The organism is Kitasatospora sp. P5_F3 (assembly GCF_054049135.1).
The window spans coordinates 1-18,517 of the sequence record NZ_JBFUMY010000076.1 but is presented as its reverse complement, the minus strand read 5'-3'; the positions used below and the strand labels follow the sequence as shown (position 1 = coordinate 18,517).

The 18,517-nt window shown below is 74.2% G+C and carries 16 protein-coding genes; 8 read left to right on the top strand and 8 right to left on the bottom strand.

Annotated features, from left to right (window positions below):
* The first annotated feature begins 41 nt into the window (after nt 1–41).
* From ACXJMZ_RS30890 to ACXJMZ_RS30880, 3 genes are all read left to right on the top strand, one after another.
* Complete coding sequence (locus ACXJMZ_RS30890) at nt 42–788, top strand: PIG-L deacetylase family protein (RefSeq protein ID WP_457033353.1); 747 nt, start codon at nt 42–44, stop codon at nt 786–788.
* Nucleotides 789–855: 67 nt separating this feature from the next.
* On the top strand, nt 856–1,164 hold the full coding sequence (locus ACXJMZ_RS30885) for a hypothetical protein (RefSeq protein WP_457033331.1): 309 nt from the start codon (nt 856–858) through the stop codon (nt 1,162–1,164).
* The gene (locus ACXJMZ_RS30880) at nt 1,161–1,319 is read left to right on the top strand and encodes a hypothetical protein (RefSeq protein WP_457033330.1); all 159 of its coding nucleotides are present in this window, start codon (nt 1,161–1,163) and stop codon (nt 1,317–1,319) included. The genes ACXJMZ_RS30885 and ACXJMZ_RS30880 overlap by 4 nt, the downstream gene beginning before the upstream one ends.
* A gap of 91 nt (nt 1,320–1,410) precedes the next feature.
* Here the strand turns inward: ACXJMZ_RS30880 and ACXJMZ_RS30875 are convergent, their stop codons facing one another.
* The 5 genes from ACXJMZ_RS30875 to ACXJMZ_RS30855 all read right to left on the bottom strand — a co-directional run bounded on the left by ACXJMZ_RS30875 (nt 1,411) and on the right by ACXJMZ_RS30855 (nt 5,608).
* Nucleotides 1,411–2,202, bottom strand: a complete 792-nt coding sequence (locus tag ACXJMZ_RS30875) for an ABC transporter permease (RefSeq protein WP_457033329.1) — start codon at nt 2,200–2,202, stop codon at nt 1,411–1,413.
* Nucleotides 2,199–3,191 (bottom strand): ATP-binding cassette domain-containing protein, encoded by a 993-nt coding sequence (locus ACXJMZ_RS30870; protein ID WP_457033328.1) that lies wholly within the window; start codon nt 3,189–3,191, stop codon nt 2,199–2,201. Before ACXJMZ_RS30870 ends, ACXJMZ_RS30875 begins: the two co-directional genes overlap by 4 nt.
* 62 nt (nt 3,192–3,253) lie before the next feature.
* Complete coding sequence (locus ACXJMZ_RS30865; protein WP_457033327.1) at nt 3,254–4,102, bottom strand: DUF4097 family beta strand repeat-containing protein; 849 nt, start codon at nt 4,100–4,102, stop codon at nt 3,254–3,256.
* A 110-nt stretch (nt 4,103–4,212) separates the two neighbouring features.
* On the bottom strand, nt 4,213–4,725 hold the full coding sequence (locus tag ACXJMZ_RS30860; RefSeq protein ID WP_457033326.1) for a hypothetical protein: 513 nt from the start codon (nt 4,723–4,725) through the stop codon (nt 4,213–4,215).
* A gap of 181 nt (nt 4,726–4,906) precedes the next feature.
* Entirely contained in the window at nt 4,907–5,608 is a 702-nt protein-coding gene (locus tag ACXJMZ_RS30855; protein WP_457033325.1) for a TetR/AcrR family transcriptional regulator, read from the bottom strand.
* Nucleotides 5,609–5,687: 79 nt separating this feature from the next.
* Here ACXJMZ_RS30855 and ACXJMZ_RS30850 point away from each other — a divergent pair, with 79 nt between their 5' ends.
* Nucleotides 5,688–6,971 (top strand): YncE family protein, encoded by a 1,284-nt coding sequence (locus ACXJMZ_RS30850; protein WP_457033324.1) that lies wholly within the window; start codon nt 5,688–5,690, stop codon nt 6,969–6,971.
* Nucleotides 6,972–7,026: 55 nt separating this feature from the next.
* Here ACXJMZ_RS30850 and ACXJMZ_RS30845 read toward each other — a convergent pair whose 3' ends face one another.
* Genes ACXJMZ_RS30845 through ACXJMZ_RS30835 form a run of 3 tightly spaced genes read right to left on the bottom strand, consistent with a single transcriptional unit; the run spans nt 7,027 to nt 9,794 of the window.
* Nucleotides 7,027–8,025 (bottom strand): hypothetical protein, encoded by a 999-nt coding sequence (locus tag ACXJMZ_RS30845; protein ID WP_457033323.1) that lies wholly within the window; start codon nt 8,023–8,025, stop codon nt 7,027–7,029.
* Entirely contained in the window at nt 8,022–8,369 is a 348-nt protein-coding gene (locus ACXJMZ_RS30840; RefSeq protein WP_457033322.1) for a PadR family transcriptional regulator, read from the bottom strand. The genes ACXJMZ_RS30845 and ACXJMZ_RS30840 overlap by 4 nt, the downstream gene beginning before the upstream one ends.
* A gap of 24 nt (nt 8,370–8,393) precedes the next feature.
* The gene (locus ACXJMZ_RS30835) at nt 8,394–9,794 is read right to left on the bottom strand and encodes an MFS transporter (RefSeq protein WP_457033321.1); all 1,401 of its coding nucleotides are present in this window, start codon (nt 9,792–9,794) and stop codon (nt 8,394–8,396) included.
* Between the two features lie 171 nt (nt 9,795–9,965).
* On the opposite strand from ACXJMZ_RS30835, the gene ACXJMZ_RS30830 reads away from it, so the two are divergent.
* The 4 genes from ACXJMZ_RS30830 to ACXJMZ_RS30815 form a co-directional block, all read left to right on the top strand.
* Nucleotides 9,966–12,407 (top strand): AAA family ATPase, encoded by a 2,442-nt coding sequence (locus ACXJMZ_RS30830; protein ID WP_457033320.1) that lies wholly within the window; start codon nt 9,966–9,968, stop codon nt 12,405–12,407.
* Nucleotides 12,408–12,639: 232 nt separating this feature from the next.
* Nucleotides 12,640–13,623 carry an AfsA-related hotdog domain-containing protein gene (locus ACXJMZ_RS30825; RefSeq protein ID WP_457033319.1) on the top strand — a complete coding sequence of 328 codons (984 nt, stop codon included), beginning with the start codon at nt 12,640–12,642 and terminating at the stop codon, nt 13,621–13,623.
* A 155-nt stretch (nt 13,624–13,778) separates the two neighbouring features.
* Nucleotides 13,779–16,433: an AfsR/SARP family transcriptional regulator gene (locus tag ACXJMZ_RS30820; protein WP_457033318.1), complete on the top strand. Its 2,655-nt coding sequence runs from the start codon at nt 13,779–13,781 to the stop codon at nt 16,431–16,433.
* A 69-nt stretch (nt 16,434–16,502) separates the two neighbouring features.
* Nucleotides 16,503–18,517, top strand: a 2,015-nt coding sequence (locus tag ACXJMZ_RS30815; RefSeq protein WP_457033317.1) for an ATP-binding protein, incomplete at its 3' end; no start/stop codon positions are given.

Here is an 18,517-nt window from a genome sequence, read left to right as displayed (position 1 = left end):
CCCACCGACCCGACGCCCCGTCATCAGATGAACTTCCCAGCCTGCTGGGCGTGTTCGCCCACCCCGACGACGAATCACTGACGGCCGGCGGGGTTCTCGCCCGCCACGCGGCCGCCGGAGCCAGGACCGCCGTGGTGACGGCGACCTGGGGGCCGGAGACCGTACGGGCCGGGGAGTTGGCCGAGGCTCTGCGGATCCTCGGTGCCGACGGGCCCCGGCTGCTCGGCTACGCCGACGCCCGTGCTCCGTGGTCGGCTCCTGGGCAGGTGCGCTGGTGTGACGCGCCGCTCGACCAGGCGGTACGCCAACTGGTCGTCCAGATCCGGGAGTTCCGCCCGGAGGTCGTGGTCACCCACGACGCGTACGGCGGGTTGACCGGCCACCCGGACCACGTGCAGACGCACCGGGTGACCGTACTCGCCGTCCAGGCTGCCGGGCTCGGCCTGCTCTACCCGGAGGCCGGTGATCCCTGGGCGCCCGGGGCCCTCTATCTGACAACCCACCCGCACTCGGCGGCCAGGGAGTTGGGCGGCGGGCTGGTCCGGCCGGGCAGGGTCCTGTACAGCGTCCCGGACCAGCAGATCGCCGCAGCGGTGGACGTCGGCCCCTGGCTGGAGCAGAAGATCGGCGCCGTGCTGGCCCACCGTACCGAGGTGGCACGCGGCGCCCTGCCGGGCCGGCTGGCCGCCCTCACCCCCACCGAACAGCAACGACTCCTCGGCACCGAGTGGTACCTCCGGCACGACCACTCCCCCGGCGCACCCGTCCGGACGGAGCTGACAGTCTGAGCGCCGTACGCCACGGCTGTTCTCCGTTGCAGCCGCCGGCAGTTGGACCCGGCGCTAGCCTGAACGGGTGGCCACTCCTCTGCCGGAACCGTCCCAGAACCCGTTCGCGGCGCCGGTGTGGATCGACTCGGTCGAGCTGAGCCTGCCCACCCAACCGTCTTGGTGCGCACCGGAGTCGGAGCAGCCTGCCGACGCCGCCAAGCCGGACTCCGAGGCGTTGCGGGCGGCTATCCGGCGGCGGGACACCGAACGAGCCTCGCTCGAACGGGAGCTGACGCAGCTCGGCGCCGCGGACCACGCGGAGCAGGACCGCATCGTCGGGGAACTCGGCAGGCTGGAGTCGGCACCGCCATCGGTTCGCTCGTCCTCGCCGTGATCCTCAGTGGCGCGGCGATCGTCTTCGCGGCGCGGAAGTCCGAGGCGCAGTCGTTCGTCACCGTCGAGGACTTCTGGGGCGGGCTGCTGATCGGCTTCCTGATCGGTTACTCGGGGACGGCCGCGTTCGCCGAGATCACCGGCGTACGGGCTTAGGGCCCGGGCCGGGAACGCCGACGGGGCGGCGCGGGCCGACGTGGTGTCGGCGTACGCCGCCCTGGGGCGGGGCGAGTTGGGGAAGGCCCGGTCACTTCGGGTCGCGGTTGAACACCGCCTTCGACCAGCGGTAACCGAGTGCTGCCAGGCCCAGGCACCAGACGATGGTGATCCACCAGTTGTTGCCGATCTCGGTGCCGAGCAGCAGCCCGCGCAGCGTCTCGATGGCGGGGGTGAACGGCTGGTACTCGGCGATCGGCTGGAACCAGCCGGGCATCGCGTCGACCGGGACGAAGGCGCTGGAGATGAGCGGCAGGAAGATCAGCGGCAGCGCGTTGTTGCTGGCCGCCTCGGCGCTCGGGCTGACCATGCCCATCCCGACCGCGATCCAGGTGAACGCCAGGGCGAACAGCGCGAGCAGCCCGAACGCCGCCAGCCACTCCAGGGCGGTGGCGTCCGTGGAGCGGAAGCCGATCGCCACGCCGACGGCCCCGACCAGGACCACACTGATGAGTGCCTGCAGCACGCTGCCGACGACGTGTCCGATGAGCACGGAGGGACGGTGGATCGCCATCGTGCGGAACCGGGCAATGATGCCCTCGGTCATGTCGTTGGAGACGGAGACCGCGGTGCCGACCAGGGTGCCGCCGATGGTCATCAGCAGGATGCCCGGGACGAGGTACGCGATGTACTCGGCGCGGTCCGCGCCGCCACCGCCCATGCCCGCGCTCATCACGTCGCCGAAGATGTAGACGAACAGCAGCAGCAGCATGATCGGGGTGAGCAGCAGGTTGAGGGTGAGGGAGGGGTAGCGGCGCGCGTGCAGCAGGTTGCGGCGCAGCATCGTGGACGAGTCGCGGACGGCGAGGGCGAGGGAGCTCATCGGACGTTCTCCTTGGGGGTCTGGTCGGTGCCGGTGAGAGCGAAGAAGACGTCGTCGAGGTCAGGGGTGTGCACGGTGAGTTCGTCGGCCTCGATGCCGGCGGAGTCGAGTTGGTCGAGGACGGTACGGAGGGCGCGCTGGGTGCCGTCGCTCGGGATCTGCAGGGTGAGGGAGTCGTCGTCGCGGGTGACCTCGCGCAGCGCGGCGGCGGCGAGCCGGTACGCGGCGGGGTCGGCGAAGCGGAGCCGGACGTGTCCGCCGGGGATGAGCCGCTTCAGCTCCTCGGCGCTGCCTTCGGCGGCGATCGTGCCGTTGTGCAGGACGGCGATCCGGTCGGCGAGTTCGTCGGCCTCATCCAGGTACTGGGTGGTGAGGAAGACGGTGACGCCGTCGGCGACGAGTTCGCGGATGATCTGCCACATGTTGTGGCGGGAGCGCGGGTCGAGGCCGGTGGTGGGTTCGTCGAGGAAGATGATCCGGGGGTTGCCGACCAGGGTCATCGCGATGTCCAGGCGGCGCTTCATGCCGCCGGAGTAGGTGGAGGCGGGCTTCTTCGCCGCCTCCACCAGGTCGAAGCGCGCCAGCAGTTCGGCGGCGACCCGCCGCCCCTCAGCCTTGGACAGGTGGTGCAGGTCCGCCATCAGCAGCATGTTCTCCTCACCGGTGATCAGACCGTCGACGGCCGAGAACTGCCCGGTGACACCGATCGCGGCCCGCACCGCCTGCGGGTCGGCGGCCAGGTCGTGACCCGCGACCTGGGCCTGTCCGCCGTCGGCGGTGATCAGGGTGGAGAGGATCTTCACGGCGGTGGTCTTGCCGGCGCCGTTCGGCCCGAGCAGCGCGAACACGGACCCGGCCGGGATGCGCAGGTCGATGCCGTCGAGGACGACCTTGTCGCCGTACGACTTGCGCAGGCCGACGGCGGTGACGGCGACGGGTGCGGACGGGCCGCCGCTCCGCCTGGGCGTGGGCATGACAGATGAGGGCATGGAGTCCTCCCTTTCGGAGGCTGAAGTGACGGGGGGAGCGGGAGAGTTGGCGGCGCGGGTGGTCAGGCCCGGGCGCGGCGCACGTCGATGTTGCCGTAGCGGGTGCGGGCGCGGATCTTGACGCTGTCCTCGGCCTGCTCCGGGCTCTCGGACGCGGTGAGCGTGTTGCGCACCTGGCCGGCGCCCGAGTTGACGTCCAACCAGGCGGCGGTGCCCTCGCGGATGCCGACCTCGATGGCGCCGTAGGAGGTCTCCAACTGGACGGTGCCCCGGGCCACTTCACCCACCCGCAGGGTGCCGTGGGCGGTGGTGGCGGTGACCGAGCTCTCGGCCCGGGTGATGTCGATGTCGCCGTTGGCGCCACTCACCCGCAGCTCGCCGGTCGCGGCGCCGACGGTGGTGGTGCCGTGTGAGTTCTTCAGGACGGCGGAGCCGTCGACCAGGCCGACCCGGATGCTGCCGGAGCTGGTGGTGATCTCGGCCTTGCCCTCGACCCGGTCGACGGTGATCGAGCCGTGCGAGGCGGTCAGGTGCAGCGGACCGGTGGTGTCGAGGCGGGCGTCGCCGGAGGAGGTCTTCACCCGGACCTCGCCGAGCCGGCCCTCGCCCAACACCTGGGTCCAGGCACCGGTCAGGTCGATGTGCGAGCCCGTGGGCAGTTCGACCGTCACATCGACGGTGCCGGTGCGGCCGAGGCCGAGCAGGTTGGACTTGGGCGTCCTGACGGTCAGTACGCCGCTCGAGTACGTGACCTGGGTCTGGTCGGCCGTCCGCACGTCCCGGTCCTTCTTGGGGTCGCGGGGTCGCACCTGGACCACGGTCTCGGTGCGGTCGCCCGCGGTGAGCTGGATGGAACCGGCCTCCACGTGCGCGGTGACCGAGATCGGTTCGGGAGTGTCGAAAGAAGGCATGGCTGTCCCGTCCTCTTGGCTCTTCAGGATGTCCCCGCTGGTGGGACGTGGTGTGGGTGAAGTGGTGTGGGTGACGCGGTGCGAGTGCAGTGGTGCAGGCGGAGGTGCCGCTAGCGGACCCAGCCCGTGTAGCCCTGGCCGACCGTCTGGGCCTTCTCCGTCGTACGCGGCCGGGTGCCGCCGTCGACCGCCGCCGACACCGCCCGGACCAGCCACGCGTTGACCGACAGGCCCTCGCGGGCCGCCGTCTCCTCGGCGCGGGCCTTGAGGTGGGCCGGCAGGCGCAGGTTGACCCGGGCGGTGCCGCCCTCGTCACCCTCGGCCGGCGCCGTCAGCGGTTCGACCGGCGCGGTCGGCGCCACAGGGGCGCTGCCCTCGGTCGGCGGCAGGGTCACCACGAAGTCGGGGTCCAGCCCGCGCAGCCGTACGTCGACCGAGCCGGGGGCGAGTTCACGGGTGATCTCGTCCATCGCGGCGGAGAGCACGTGCAGCATGGTCAGCCGGGTCGCCGACTCCAGCGGAGCGGTGAGCCGCTCGGCCAGCTCGCGGGCTTCGTCGCCGCCGGCTTCGGCAGCCACCGCGAGCTCGCGGCGGAGGGTGTCGACATACGGGGTGAGGTCCATGCCGTAATCATGGCACGGGAATGGCGCCATGTCGAGCCAATGTGGCACCACTCTTGGCGCAGCGTGGTGCGGGCAGTGTGCCAAGAGGGTCCGACTAGGGCCATCTGCGCAGGTGGGAGCAGGTTGAGCCATGGTGGCGCCAGATCCACATCAGGGTGACGCCACCGTGGCACCGTGGCGTTCAGGCCCCCGGTCGGCGGACCGATCCGAGCAGCAGGGCCACCAGCTCGTCGACGACCTGGCCGAGGGTGGCCTCGAACTGGCCGGCCGTCCAGTCGTGCAGCAGGCCGTTGACCGCGCCGATGAACGCGGTGGCCGCGATCCGGAAGTCCCGGGGCCCGATCTCGCCCCGGCCGACGGCGGCCTCGGCCTCCGCGACGATCAGCTCCACCCAGCGCGAGCGGCGGGTCAGCCGCTGGCGCTCCAACTCCTCGCTGACGCCGATGATCTCGACGAAGGCGATCCGCAGCCGGCGCCGGTCGTCGGTGGCGGCCGTGATGTAGGCGCGCAGCACGGCACCGATCCGCTGCTCGAAGCTGAGGCCGGCGGTGTCGGTGAGGACTTGCAGGACGGCCTGCTCGGTCCGGTCGTTGACCAGCAGGTGCAGAGCCGCGAGCACCTGCTCCAGGTTGCGGAACTCCTCGTAGAACTGACGGGTCGACAGCCCGGCCGCCTCGCACACCCCCGCCACCGAGGCCGCCCGGTAGCCGGGCCGGTCGCCGAACTGCTGCAGCGCGGCGGCCAGGAAGCGCTCCCGCCGCTCGGCCCGCCGCTCCTGCGCCGACCTGCCGCCGTACGTACCCGTGGCCTGTCCCACCGCCCCGCCCCGCCTTTCGCAGCCTGGACCGATTGTCGCGTACCGGGGTCTTGCCAGGGTCGCCATGCCTTCCTTACCGTCGAGTAGCGCCAATCTGACTACCCGTCGTTTCAGACTTCCCGTGTGCACCGGCGAAGGAGCCGCGATGTCCCGCACCGAATCCAGGCGTTCCAGGAGTTCCAGTCCGCGGCACGTTCGAGCTCTCGGCGGCATCGCGGCCGCGCTCGGCCTGCTGGTCACCGGCACCGCCGCGACGGCGAACGCCGAACCGGGTGGCACCGCCCTGCGGGAGGTGATGTTCGTGGGCAACAACTGGGACGGCACCGCCGACGTCATCCGCTCCAGCGGTGACCTGGCCAGGATCGGCCGGGTGAACGTGGTGCCGGACAAGGACCAGCGGCTCACCGAGATCTACCTCAACCCGGTGAAGCTGGCCTACTTCCTCGGCATCCGGCTGGGACCGGGCGAGGGGCACGACCAGTTCGTCGACGACATGTACTCGACGCCGGACGGCTCCTCGGTGGTGGTCTCCCGTCCGAGCTTCGCCGACGTGGTGTCCATCGACCTCGGCAGCGGACGGATCAACTGGCGCTTCCCGGTGTCGGGTTACCGCTCCGACCACATGGCGGTCTCGCCGGACGGCAGCCGGGTGGCGGTCTCCGCCTCCACCTCGAACACCGTGCACGTGCTGGACATCAGGACCGGCGCGCAGCTCGGCTCGTTCGGCACCGGCGACAAGCCACACGAGAACCTGTTCGCCGACGGCGGCACCCGGATCTGGAACATGTCGATCGGCGAGGTCAACACCGCCCTCGACGCCCCCTGGCTGGACTGGACGAAGGGGGACCGCCGGATCACCGTGGTCGACGCGAGGACGTACGCCCCGGTCAAGGTGATCGACATGCGCGAACGGCTGGACGCGTTCGGCCGCCCCGACCTGTCCGACGCCGTCCGGCCGGCCGCCTTCGCTCCCGACGGCTCGGCGCTCTGGTTTCAGGTCTCGTTCTTCAACGGCCTGGTCGAGTACGACGTCGCCGCCGACCGGATCACCCGGGTGAAGACCCTGCCGAAGAACCCCGCGACCAGCGAGGACCGCACCACCTGGGTGAACGACTCCCGGCACCACGGCCTCTCGGTCAGCCCGGCCGGGGACAAGCTGTGCGTGGCGGGCACCATGGACGACTACGCGACCGTGGTGGACCGCGCCACCCTGCAGGAAGGGCCGCTGGTGCCCGCCTCGAAGCCGTACTGGGCGACCGTGAGCGGCGACGGCAGGTCCTGCATCATCTCCGAGAGCGGCGCCGACCAGGTCACCGCGATCGACTTCGCGACCGGCCTGCGGACCGCCACCACGGCTGTCGGCGACCACCCCCAGCGGGTCCGCCTCGGGCACGTCCCGGCCGGCTGGACCGGGCCCGCGAGCAACTGAACGCACGCAGACCGCCCCTGACGCGAGGTCAGGGGCGGCCTGCGCTCGGTGGCTCTCAGGCGGGGTCGGACGGTTCGGTCGTCCGGACCCGGCGGGCGAGGTGGACGAGTCCGGCCAGTGCCACGGCCGCACCGAACGGGGCGAGGTAGGCGCCCCCGTAACGGAGCAGCGTGGGCAGTGGCACCGCCCCGTAAACGATGACGGCGACCGCGAACGGCATCAGCCAGGGCAGCACCCCGAGCCCGACGCCGAACGCCAGGAGCCGGTCGGGCCGACGGGCGGACAGCCGGCCCAGCAGGGCCGCCGCCGTCACCACGCTCAGCCAGATCGGCAGCAGGCCCGCGAGGGACAGCGAGGTTCCCCAGTACAGCTCGTACCAGAACTCAGTCACCGCGATCATCGGGAGCCCGGCTCCGAGCGCGATCCCGACCATCTCCCACCGGCCCCGCTGCGTGACGTCCACCAGGTCGGCCGGTGCGAGCAGCACCAGGGCGCCGACCAGGGCCGTGCCCGCCATCTCCCCTGCCATGTAGTGGAACTGCATGAACAGGGCCATCACACCGAGGCCCAGCAGGGTGGCCACCGCACCCGCGATCCGGGCGGCCCGCCACCGGCCCAGCACGGCGAGCACGAGGGCGATCAACCACGGCGCGGTGAAGGCCAGTTCGATTCCTGCGTTCAGGAGGGCGTGGCCGAGGCCGAGGCCGGGGTGCGGGTGACGGATCCGGTACACCATCTCGCGCAGCTCGGGCAGCAGGAAGTACAGGGCGACCCCGGCCGCGAGGGCGAGCGCGACCGGGGCGGCCCCGGCCAGCACCCGGCCGGCCGGGTCGGTCGGGCCGATCCGCAGCCGCAACCGCAGGGCGTGCGTGGCGAGGTCGCGGCGCTCCCGGAGCACCGCGCGCCGGGACTGCCCTTCGGTGGCATCGGCGAAGACCGCGGCGATGTCCTCGCCGTGGGCGGCCCGGTAGCGGGCGGGATAGAGGCCGATCAGCAGGCGGCCCGGCTGCGGGGCGACGTGGTCGCTCCCCCAACCATTCGTCACGGCGCTCATCCGGTCGCTCCGTTCAGGCGCAGCCGCGCAGTGGCGAGTCGGCGTTCGACCTCGGCGGCGGCCGTCCGGAGCCGGTCGGCCTCCTCCGCCAGCAGGTGCTGACCCTGGTCGGTGAGGGCGAAGGTGCGGCGCATCCGTCCGCTGACCACCTGCTCGCTCTCGATCCGGACCAGACCCTGCTGGAGCAGCCGGTCCAGCGCGGTGTAGAGGGTGCCGGTGCTCAGACGGCTGCTGCCGCCCGAGATCGCCAGTACCTCCTGGATGATCGCGTACCCGTGCCGGGGGGCATCGGCCAGCGCGGTGAGTACGAGCCTGGTCGGCTCCTGGAGTTGACGTTCGGTCATGGGCCGAGCATAGGGCTGCCGTCGCTATATGTCGATGGTCGGACGATAGGGGGACCGGCGAAGGTGCAGGGCCAGCAGCCCGACGGTGGCGAGTGCCGGGAGTACGGTGACGCCGAGCAGTACGCCGAGCTCGGCGCCGGCGGACTGGGCGGCGGCGTGGCCGGTGTCGGAGGAGACGTAGCCGAACGCCTGGAGCACCAGCCCGTAGGCGAAGGAGCCGAGCGCCAGACCGAGCACCTCGCCGGTGGCGAAGACCCCGGAGAACACCCCGGCCTGCTGGCGGCCGGTGCGGGCGGTGTCCCGGGCGATGTACTCGGGGAGCATCGCGTACGCGCAGAGCAGCTGCCCGGCGTGGCCTGCGCCCGCCACTCCCCAGAGCAGCAGCGCCAGCGCGACCGGCAGGGCCGGGGCGGCCAGCAGGGTCAGACAGCCCGTCAGGAACAGCAGGTTGGCGATGGTGTAACCGGCCCGGTTGCCGAGCCGGGCGGCCAGCTTGGACCAGAGCCCGACGGCGAGCAGGTTGGGGGCTACGTACGCCGCCACCGCGACACCGGTCGCGGTCGGGTCGCCGATCACGTGCCGGGCGAAGTACGGTGCGCCGGCCAGGAAGCAGCCGGTCGCCAGGGTCTGCACCACCGCGCAGGCGAACAGCACCCGGAACGGCCTGTTGGCGCGGGCGACCGCGAGCTGGCGGCGCAGGCTGGGCTCACTCGACAGCACCTGCCGGCTCCGGGCCCGGGCCGTGCCCAGGAAGGCCGCGAGCGCGCCGACCACCACCACCCCGGCCCCGAACAGGCCGGCCCAGCGGTGCCCGGCGACGCCGCCGCCCGCCGCCTCGACCACGGCCGGACCGACCGCGCCGGCCACCAGCGCGGCCAGGCCGATCACCGCGACCCGGCCGCCGACCAGCCGGATCCGGTCCTCGGTGCGGTGGGTGATGTCGGCCGGGATGGCCGCGTACGGGACCTGGAAGAAGCCGAACGCGGTGGCGGTGCACAGGAATCCGGCCGCCGTCAGCCAGACACCGGCCGAGCCCCCGGCGAACCCGGCGAAGGTGGTGGCCAGGAAGAAGGCCACCGCGAGGCCGCCGAACAGCACGTACGGGCGGCGGGCGCCCCAGCGGCTCGAGGTGCGGTCGGTGAGACGTCCGGCCAGCGGGTTGAGCACCGCGCTCCAGACCTTGGGGAGCAGCACGATCAGACCGGCCAGCGCCGCGCCCACTCCGAGCGTGTCGGTCAGGTACGGCAGCAGGAGCAGGCCGGGCAGGGTGTTGAAGGTGCCGGTCACCAGGGAGCCGGCGGCGTAGCCCCAGCGCACCCGGCGGGAGCGCTCGGGGGCTTCGGCGGACGCGTCGGAGGGCGCTGGGTACGGCTGCTTGGCCGTGCCCTGGACGGGAGGTGCGAGTTCCCCGGATTCGATGGCCATGACTCCCGAGGATCGCGGCCGGAAACGACCCCGGCCAGTCGGGGTTCTCCCCCACAGAACGTGGCCGAGCTCCCCAACAGCACCGATCCCTCGGGGGACTTGCTGCCACTCCGGTACCTGACAGCGTCGGATGCTTGGCGTGTCAGGGGCTTCCCGGACAGGCTTCCGGTCATGAGAACCGAAGCGGACCGCGACGCCCTGGTGGGGCGACGGGGGGAACTGCAGCTGCTGGAACAGGCCCTGCGCCTCACCCGCGCCACCGGGCCGGACGGTCGCGCCCGGATCGTCTCGGTCGGCGGGGAGCCCTGGATCGGGAAGACGAGACTGCTGGCCGAACTGGCCGCGCTGGCCGGGGCGGAGGGCTGGCGGGTGGCCGTCGGCCGGGCCGGGCGCAGCGGGCCCGCCACCCCGTTCGAGCTGGTGGTGGACGCACTGGACGATCAACTGGCCGACTCCGGTGTGGAGTTGCCAAGTGCACTGGCGGTCCGGCTGAGCCGGGTGTTCCCCGCCCTGGGCGGTGGCGGCGCCGGGGTCGGGACACCGGACGAGTACTGGCTGATCCGGGCGGTCCGCAGCGTACTGGAACTGCTGGCGGACGGGCCGGGGCTGCTGCTGGTCCTGGACGACGCCCATCGGGCCGACCCGCTGACGCTGGATCTGCTCGACCACCTGGTGCGGCACCCGCCGAGGGGCCGGCTGCTGACCGTGCTGGCGCACCGGGACTCCCCCACCGCGAACCGGCTCGCCGCACTGCGCAGCACCGGCGGCGGACAGCCATGGCAGCACCTGGAGTTGGGGCCGCTGGCGGCACACGAGGCGGCCGCACTGCTCGGCCCGGGGCTCGATCCGGTGGACCGTCAGGTACTGCTGCGGGACGCGGCCGGGGTGCCCGGGCTGCTCCTGGCCTGCGCCGGGTCCGCCCCCGAGCTGGTCGGCACGCTTGAACTGGCGACCGCGCAGCCGACGCCGGGCGGCGGCCCGGTCGCACTCGACTTCGGCCCGCTCTCCGATACCGCCTGGCGTACGGCCTGGGCGGCGGCGACCCTCGGGGGCACGGTCGCGCCGCAGCCGGTGGCCGAGGTGGCCGGGCTACCGCTGGCCCAAGTACTGCTCGCGATAGATGAGTTGCAGACCGAGGCACTCCTGCGACCGGAGCCCGAAGGCTCCGGTTTCCGGTTCCGGCACCCGGTGGTGCGGGCGCTGCTGCTGCGCGGCGGCCGGGCCGGCTGGCAGTACGGGGCGGCCGGACGGGCGCTCTCGGCGCTGCGCCGGACCGGCGCTCCGGCCGAGCTGCTGGCGGCCCACCTGGAGCGGGCGCCCTCGCTCGGGCCGACGGACCGTCAGCTGCTGCTGACCGGGGCGACCGCTGACCTGTACCGCGCCCCGGGGACGGCGGCCCGGCGGCTGCGTCGCTGGGCCGACGAACCAGCGGACTGGGCAGGCCGGTTGGGCCAGGCGCTGACGCTGACCGGGCGGGCCGAGGAGGCGCTGGCGGCGTACGCCCTGGCCAGGGTGGGCAACGGCGGCCGGGCCGAGCAGGCGGTGGCCGAGGCGGAGTCCTCGGCACTGCGCGGGCTGGGCCGCTGGGCGGCCGCGCGGGAGCTGCTGGCGACTGTCGAGGACGTCGAACTCGCCTGGGCCGCGCTCGCATTGGAGGTCGGTGACCCGGTCGGCGGGCGGACCGCCGTGCAGTGGGCCGAGCACGGGTACGTACGGGCCGTCCGGCTGGGCGACCCGGCCGCGCAGGCCCACGCGCTGGCGCTGCTGGCCGCCGCGCACGCCGCCGAGGAGCGGTTCGCCGAGGCGGCGGAGGTGGCGGGGGCGGCGGCCGAACGGCTGGCGGGGCAGGAACTCCCGTTGCACCGGCTGGAGTCGGTGCGCTGGCTGACCGACGCCGAGCTCTACCTCGGTCGGCGGCACCGGGCCGAGGCCCTGCTCGGCCGGGCCTTCGAAGCCGTACTCGACTCCGGGCAGTGGCACCTGCTCGGCCGCACGGCGCTCGGGCTCTCCCGGGCCAGGTGGGACGCCGGGGATCTGGCGGGAGCGGCCGACCGGGCGGTACTGGCGGTGGCGGCCGGGCGACGGTTCAACAGCCCGCCGCTGGCGGTGGACGCCCTGCTCTGGCACAGCCGGATCAGGCTCGCCGGACGGGACGTCCCCGGCGCCCACCGGGCGGCGGCCGCGGCCGGGCGGGAGGCGGCGGGCCTGGGCCGGCTGTGGCAGCGCCGGGTCGAGGAGACGCTGCGCGTCCTGGGCGCCGTACCGGCGGGGCCGCCCCCGGGGCCCGAGCTCATTGCACAACGTGCGGACCCCGGGCCCGTGAAGCCCGGGCCCGACCGGACGGAGCAGCCGGGGCTGGCCGGGCTCAGCCGGCGGGAGGCGCAGGTGGCACTGCTGGTGAGCGAGGGGTGCACCAACCAGCAGATAGCCGGCCGGATGGGCGTGAGCGCGAAGACCGTGGAGACCTACCTGAGCCGGATCTTCCGCAAGCTCGGCATCGTCTCCCGGGCCCAGGTCGCCCACCTGGTGGGACTGGACGACCGGCAGCGCCGGCCGTCAGGCCCGGGCGGCCCTGCTCCACGGATCGGGGGCAACCCGTGGAGCGGGCCGTAGGGCGGGAGCGCTCCGGAGGGGGGAACACCTGGCGCTGCCGACGGACTCCACTGTCCGGCCGGGCCCATGAGTGCGGCTAAAGCGTCGCTGAGGCCCTGACCCGCAGTTCTGGCCAGTCAACTTGCTGCCACCGTGCCGTGCTGGCCCCGGCCCGGCCGGTCCGGCGACGCTGGCGGACGGGCGGTCGGCAACCGGCCCGGTCGATGCACGGCGCCGGACCAGAGGAGGACGTATGAGAGGCGAGCGGGCCGCCACCGCGGAGCTGGGCACGGGCCACGACATCCGGCACCTGATCCACTGCCCGCCGTCCTGGGACCACTACCTGCTCGACGCGCCGAGCAACGGCGAGGAACGCTTCGTGCTGGCCGGTGAGATCCCGCTCAGGCACCCGCTGTTCAACGACGGGTCGGGCCACTTCCACGACCACCAGCTGACCACCGAGGCGATCCGGGAGATCGGCGAGTTCGTCGGCCACCAGTACTTCGGGGTACCCGCGCAACGCCGGGGCCTGTTCTACCGGTTCAGCCTGGAGCTGACCGATCTGACGGCCTGGCGGGTGGAGTCCCGGCCGGCCCGGATGACCACCGACATCCGGGCCACGCCGGCCAACTCGGTGCACGGCGTGCCGCGTGGTCTGGACTTCCACCTGTCCGTCCAGATCGACGACGTGCCGTGCGCGACGGGCAGCGCGGGCCTGGTGTTCGTCCCGCCGGTGCTGCACCGCACCCATCAGGAGCACAGCAGTTGGGCGGTCCGCGCCGCGCCCGAGCTGGCGGACGAGCCGGACGGCCCGGCCTGGCCGGTGCCGCCTGCCTCGGTCGGCCGGGCGGCACCGCAGAACGTGGTGGTCAGCGAGCCCACCGAGAGCTCCCGGGGCCAGCTCAGCACCTGGGTGCTGAGCCGCTCCGACCACCCGGTGCTGGGCGGCGGCGGACCGCACGTTTCCGGCACACTGCTGCTCGAATCGCTGCGCCAGGCCTCGCTGTTGGCGGCGTCCCGGGCCTTCGGCCTGGCGCCGGGACGGTCCACCCTGGTGGCCACCGACATCCACGTCAGCGGCTACGCCGAGACCGGTCTGCCACTGCGCTGCGCGGTGGTGCCGGGACAGCTCGGCCGGGACGCGGCCGGACGGCCCGCCGTCCCGGTCACCCTGACGCTGACCCAGCACCGGCGGGCCGTGGCCGAGGCCCGCACCACCGTCGTCCAGGATTTCTGACCGACCAGTACTTCTCCGACCAACTTGGCCAGGCCGTCGGAGAGTCCACCGACACCAGGACCGGCCACGGGGGCGAAAGTGAGCGAGCGCAACGAGCGGACCAACGGGAGAGCTGCGTCGTGCCCGGCACGCGCCGGGCGAATCGAGGCGTGCACATGAGCGGACTGAGGTTCAGGATCCTGGGCCCCCTGGAGATCGAGGGGACGGCCGGGCCCGGTGTCTCGTACACCCCCGGCGCGGCCAAGGTCCGGGGCGTGCTCGGTGCCCTGCTGGTCAACGCGAACGGGACGGTCTCGGTCGACAGCCTGATCGACGAGCTCTGGCAGGACGACCCGCCGCGCACCGCGACCACCACGCTCCAGGTCTACGTCTCCCAACTGCGCAAGATCTTCCGCCGGGCCGCTCCCGAGGAGGGCGCCCCCGTCCTGCTCACCCAGCCCCGGGGCTACCGGATCCGGATCGACGCCGACCAGCTCGACCTGACCACCTTCGAGGGCCTCTACCAGCGCGGCCGGGAGGCGCTGGAGGCGGGCGACCACGCCGCCGCCGCCGAGCTGCAGGGCCGGGCGCTCGCGCTCTGGCGCGGGCCGCTGCTGGGTGACACCCCGCACGGGCCGCTGCTGGACGCGGCGTCGGTCCGGCTGCTGGAGGCCAGGAACGCCGCGCTGGAGCAGCGCATCCTGGCGGACCTCCAGCTCGGCCGGCACCGCGACCTGATCCCCGAACTCCGCGCCCTGGTCGAGGAGTTCCCGCTCCGCGAGGAGCTGCACGGCCAGCTGATGCTGGCGCTCTACCGGGCCGGCCGGCAGGCCGAGGCGCTCCGGGCGTACGGTGCGCTGCGGCGCACCCTGGTGAGCGAGCTGGCGATCGAACCGGGCGCACCGGTGCAGCAGTTGCACCAGCGCATCCTGGCCGGTGACCAACGCCTGGCCGCCCCCGAACCCGCCGGTGAGCGCCGGGCCGTCGGGGTGCTCGCCGAGCTGCCGGTGGTACACGGACTCCCGCCCGCCGACCCGGCGTTCACCGGCCGGGAGGACGAACTGGCCGAGGTCGACCGGCTGTTGCGGGCCGCCCCACCCGGGGCGTTCGTGGCGCTGGCCGGTCAGCCCGGGGTGGGCAAGACCGCGCTCGCGGTGGCCGCCGCCCACCGCAGCGCCGACGCGTTCCCGCACGGTCAGCTCTTCCTCGACCTCCGGCCCGAGCCGGGCCGACGGCTCGAACCGGCCGCGGCCATCTCGGCACTGCTGCGCCGTGCGGGCGCACCGGTGCCGGTCGGCGGCGACCCGGCCGACCTTCAGGAGGCCCTGCAGCAACTGCTGGCCGGGCGGCGGCTGTTGCTCGTGCTGGACAACGTCAGCTCGGAGGCCCAGCTGCGCCCGCTGCTGCCCACCTCGGCGGGCAGCAGCGCGATCGTCACCGGCCGTCGGCTGCCCGCCGGGCTGGACGGGGTGCACCCGCTGGTCCTGGACGTGCTCGACCCGCGCGCGGCGCTGGCCGTGTTCGAGGCGGCCGCCGGACCTGCCAGGGCCGCCGAGAACCCGGCCGCGGTGGCCGAACTGCTGGAGCTCTGCGGCGGGTTGCCGCTCGCCATCCGGGTCGGCACCGCGCAGCTGAACGCCCGGCCGCACTGGTCCGCCGAGTCGCTGGCCACCCGGCTGCGCGACCGGCGCTCCCGGCTGTCCGAGCTCCGGATCGGCGGACTCGACGTCCGGGAGCGGCTGCTGTCCGCCTACCAGGACGCCGACCGCACCGAACGCCGGACCTTCCGGCTGCTCGCCCTGCTGCCCGACCACTTCGAGCCGTGGGCGGTGAGCGCGGTGCTCGGCCTGGACCCGCACGACCGGCGCACCCCGGTCGGCACCGCCCGGCTGCTGGACGCGCTGGTCGACGACCACCTGCTGGCCGCCGACCACGAGGGTCCACAGCCAGGACAGTACCGACTGCCCGAGCTGCTCCGGCTGCTGGCCGCCGAGCGGCTCGCGGAGGAGGAGGGTGAGGACACCGTACGGGCGGCGACCAGGAGGCTGTGCGACGCCTACGTCCGGGTCGCCGAGGAGGCGGACGCCGTGCTGAATCCGCGTCAGGCGGGCGTCCGGATGGTCCGGGCCACCGGCGGTGACGCACCGTCCGACTGGTTCGCCCGGGAGCTCGGCCCGCTCACCCAGGTGGTCCGGCAGGCCTATCTGGCCGGTCTCTGGGAGCAGACCGTACGGCTGACCACCGCGCTGACCGGCCATCTGGAGTCGCACGCGCGGTGGCGGGCCTGGGAACAGACCCACACCCTCGCCCTGGACGCCGCCCGGCAGCTCGGCGACCGCTCGGGCGAGGCCCGGCTGCTCGGCTCGCTGGGCGATCTGGCCTGGCAGCACCGGCGGACGGCGGAGGCCAGGGACCGCTACGAGGGGGCCCGGCGGGTGGCGGAGGACTGCGGCGACCAGGTCGCCAGGAGCCGCGCACTGGTCGGGCTGGCCGACCTCTGGCTGGACGGCGGCGAGGTCGCCGAGGCCACCGCGCTGCTCAACTCCGCGCTCGCCGCACTGCCGCCCGGCCTCCCCCGGGAGCGCTACCACGTGCTGCGGGCCCTGGCGTTGGCCGCCCTGCTGGCGGACGGGCCGACCGCGGCCCGGTCCCGGTTCACCGAGTGCCTGGAGATCGCCCAGATCCTGCGCGACCGCCGCCTGGAGGCACATGCCAGGCGCGCGCTGCGCCGCCTGCACGACCCGGACGACGACCCGGCCGGCTGCCTGGAGATCCGCCCCGGAGTCTGGCGCCTGCGCAGCCCGGCACCGCTCACCCCCGCGCTGGTCTGACCACCGGCTTCAGCCGGCCTTTAGCGGGCCTGGCCAGTCTGGAGGGTGGACTTCGGACAGGGGGCGACGATGGCGGTCTCGCAGGTGGCGGTCGGGGCGTGGCAGGCCGTCGAGCTGGTCGGGCGGGAGTGGGAACGGCTGGCGCTGGTCGGGCGCCTGCGCGACCCGTCGGTCCGACTGCTGACCCTGACCGGCCCGGGTGGGGTGGGCAAGAGCAGGCTGGTCCGGGCCGTCCGGCCGGAGCTGGCCGAGCTGTTCGGCGAGCCCGGGTACGCGGACCTGAGCACAGTCGGCTCGCCTGCCGAGGCAGCGGCCGCTGCGGTACGGGCTTCGGACCTCGCGGGCGACCGGCGGCTGCTGGTGCTGGAGGGCTGCGAGCACCACGGCGGGCCGCTCGGCACCGCCGTCGCCGAACTGCTGCGCCGGGACGACCGGTTGGTGGTGCTGGCGACCGGCCAGCAGCCGCTGCGGGTGTACGGCGAGCGGCTCTTCCCGGTGGCGCCGCTGCCGGTGCCACCGGCGGGCGACGATCCCGAGGAGCTGCGGGAAGTGGCCTCGGTCGAACTGTTCGTCCGCCGGGCCCGCGAGGCCAACCCGGCCTTCGCCCTCACGGCCGAGAACGCCCGGGCCGTCGCCGAGCTCTGCGGGCTGCTCGAAGGGCTGCCGCTCGCCCTGGAGTTGGCCGCCCGCCAGCTGCGACTGCACACCCCGCACGACCTGCTGGACCGGCTGCGCCGCCGTGGGGTCGCCCTCGGCGGCGGCCCGTTCGACGCCCCCGAACGGCACCGCTCGCTGGCCGCACTGGCCGCCTGGAGCTGCCGTGGTCTGGGCCCGGAGCCCCGCGTGCTGCTCGAACAACTCGCCTGCTTCCCTGGCGGGTTCACCGCCGCCACGGCCGAACGGCTGGGCCCCGCCGACCTGGATGTGCTGCTCGACCGCGGCCTGGTGGTCCAACTGCCGACCCTGCCGGGGCACCCCCGGCTCACCGTGCCGGAGCCGATCCGCTCGTACGCCAGGGCCGCACTGGCCGACGACGGCCGGGAGCAGGCGGCGCTGGACCGGCAGACGGCGGAGTGCCGACGACTGCTGGCCGCCGCCGAACCCCGGCTGTCCGGCACCGAACAGAGCCGCTGGCTGGACGCCGTCCAGGCCGAACACCCCAACGTGCTGGCCGCGTTGGACCGGCTGCGGGAGCGGGGCGAGCCCGAGGCGACCGCCGCCGCCCTGCTCGCCTGCCGACTGCCCTGGCTGACCCGGGGTCACCTGCGCGAGGGGCTGACCCGGGCCGACCGGGCGGCCACCGAGGCGGTGCCGGAGCCGGTCCGGGCCCGGCTGCTGGAGCTGTCCGGCGCCTTCGCGGCGGCGCTCGGCGATCCGGCCGGGGCGGTCCGCAGGCAGCGGGCGGCACTGGCGGCCGGCCGACCGCTGGGCGACCGCAGGCTGAACGCCCTGCTGGCGGCCCGGCTCGGCGGAGCGCTGCGCCGCCTGGACGACCTGGCCGGGGCCGAGACGGCGCTCGGCCCCGCACTGGAGACGCTGGAGTCGCTCGGCGCCGCCGGGGCGGCCGTCGAGGCCGGGACCGAACTCGCCCGGGTGCTGCTGGCCCGGGGCGAGCGGCAACGGGCCGCCGAGCTGCTCGACCGGGCGGTGGCGGCGGCCCGGCGGATCGGCGACGCCCGGGCGCTGGCCGGGGCACTGGGTGTGCTGGCCCGTACGGCCGAGGAGCCGGCCGCGGCCGGGCAGGCGCTCCGGGAGTGCCTGCGGCTCTACGGGACGATCGGCGAACGGACCGAACTGCCCGCCGCACTGGAGGACTTCGCGCTCCATCTGCTGCGTGCCGCCCCCGTCCAGCAGCCACGTGCCGCCGGCCTGCTGGCCGCCGCCGAGACGCTCCGGGACGAGCTGGGCAGCGCGCTGGACGGGCCGCGCCGGGCCGAGCTGGACGACGCCCTGGACGGCCTGCGCGACCGGCTGCGCCCGAACGGCTTCGCGGTCGCCTGGGCGGAGGGACGGCGGCTGTCACCGGCCGCCGCCGTCGCCGAGGCGCTGGCCGCACCGGACCTGGCCCGGCGCGCCGCCGCCCC

Coding starts and splice junctions, on each gene's coding strand:
- ACXJMZ_RS30875 (WP_457033329.1), bottom strand. CDS start 2,202: ATGAGCTCCCTCGCCCTCGCCGTCCGCGACTCGTCCACGATGCTGCGC.
- ACXJMZ_RS30870 (WP_457033328.1), bottom strand. CDS start 3,191: ATGCCCTCATCTGTCATGCCCACGCCCAGGCGGAGCGGCGGCCCGTCC.
- ACXJMZ_RS30865 (WP_457033327.1), bottom strand. CDS start 4,102: ATGCCTTCTTTCGACACTCCCGAACCGATCTCGGTCACCGCGCACGTG.
- ACXJMZ_RS30860 (WP_457033326.1), bottom strand. CDS start 4,725: ATGGACCTCACCCCGTATGTCGACACCCTCCGCCGCGAGCTCGCGGTG.
- ACXJMZ_RS30855 (WP_457033325.1), bottom strand. CDS start 5,608: ATGGCGACCCTGGCAAGACCCCGGTACGCGACAATCGGTCCAGGCTGC.
- ACXJMZ_RS30850 (WP_457033324.1), top strand. CDS start 5,688: ATGTCCCGCACCGAATCCAGGCGTTCCAGGAGTTCCAGTCCGCGGCAC.
- ACXJMZ_RS30845 (WP_457033323.1), bottom strand. CDS start 8,025: ATGAGCGCCGTGACGAATGGTTGGGGGAGCGACCACGTCGCCCCGCAG.
- ACXJMZ_RS30840 (WP_457033322.1), bottom strand. CDS start 8,369: ATGACCGAACGTCAACTCCAGGAGCCGACCAGGCTCGTACTCACCGCG.
- ACXJMZ_RS30835 (WP_457033321.1), bottom strand. CDS start 9,794: ATGGCCATCGAATCCGGGGAACTCGCACCTCCCGTCCAGGGCACGGCC.
- ACXJMZ_RS30830 (WP_457033320.1), top strand. CDS start 9,966: ATGAGAACCGAAGCGGACCGCGACGCCCTGGTGGGGCGACGGGGGGAA.
- ACXJMZ_RS30825 (WP_457033319.1), top strand. CDS start 12,640: ATGAGAGGCGAGCGGGCCGCCACCGCGGAGCTGGGCACGGGCCACGAC.
- ACXJMZ_RS30820 (WP_457033318.1), top strand. CDS start 13,779: ATGAGCGGACTGAGGTTCAGGATCCTGGGCCCCCTGGAGATCGAGGGG.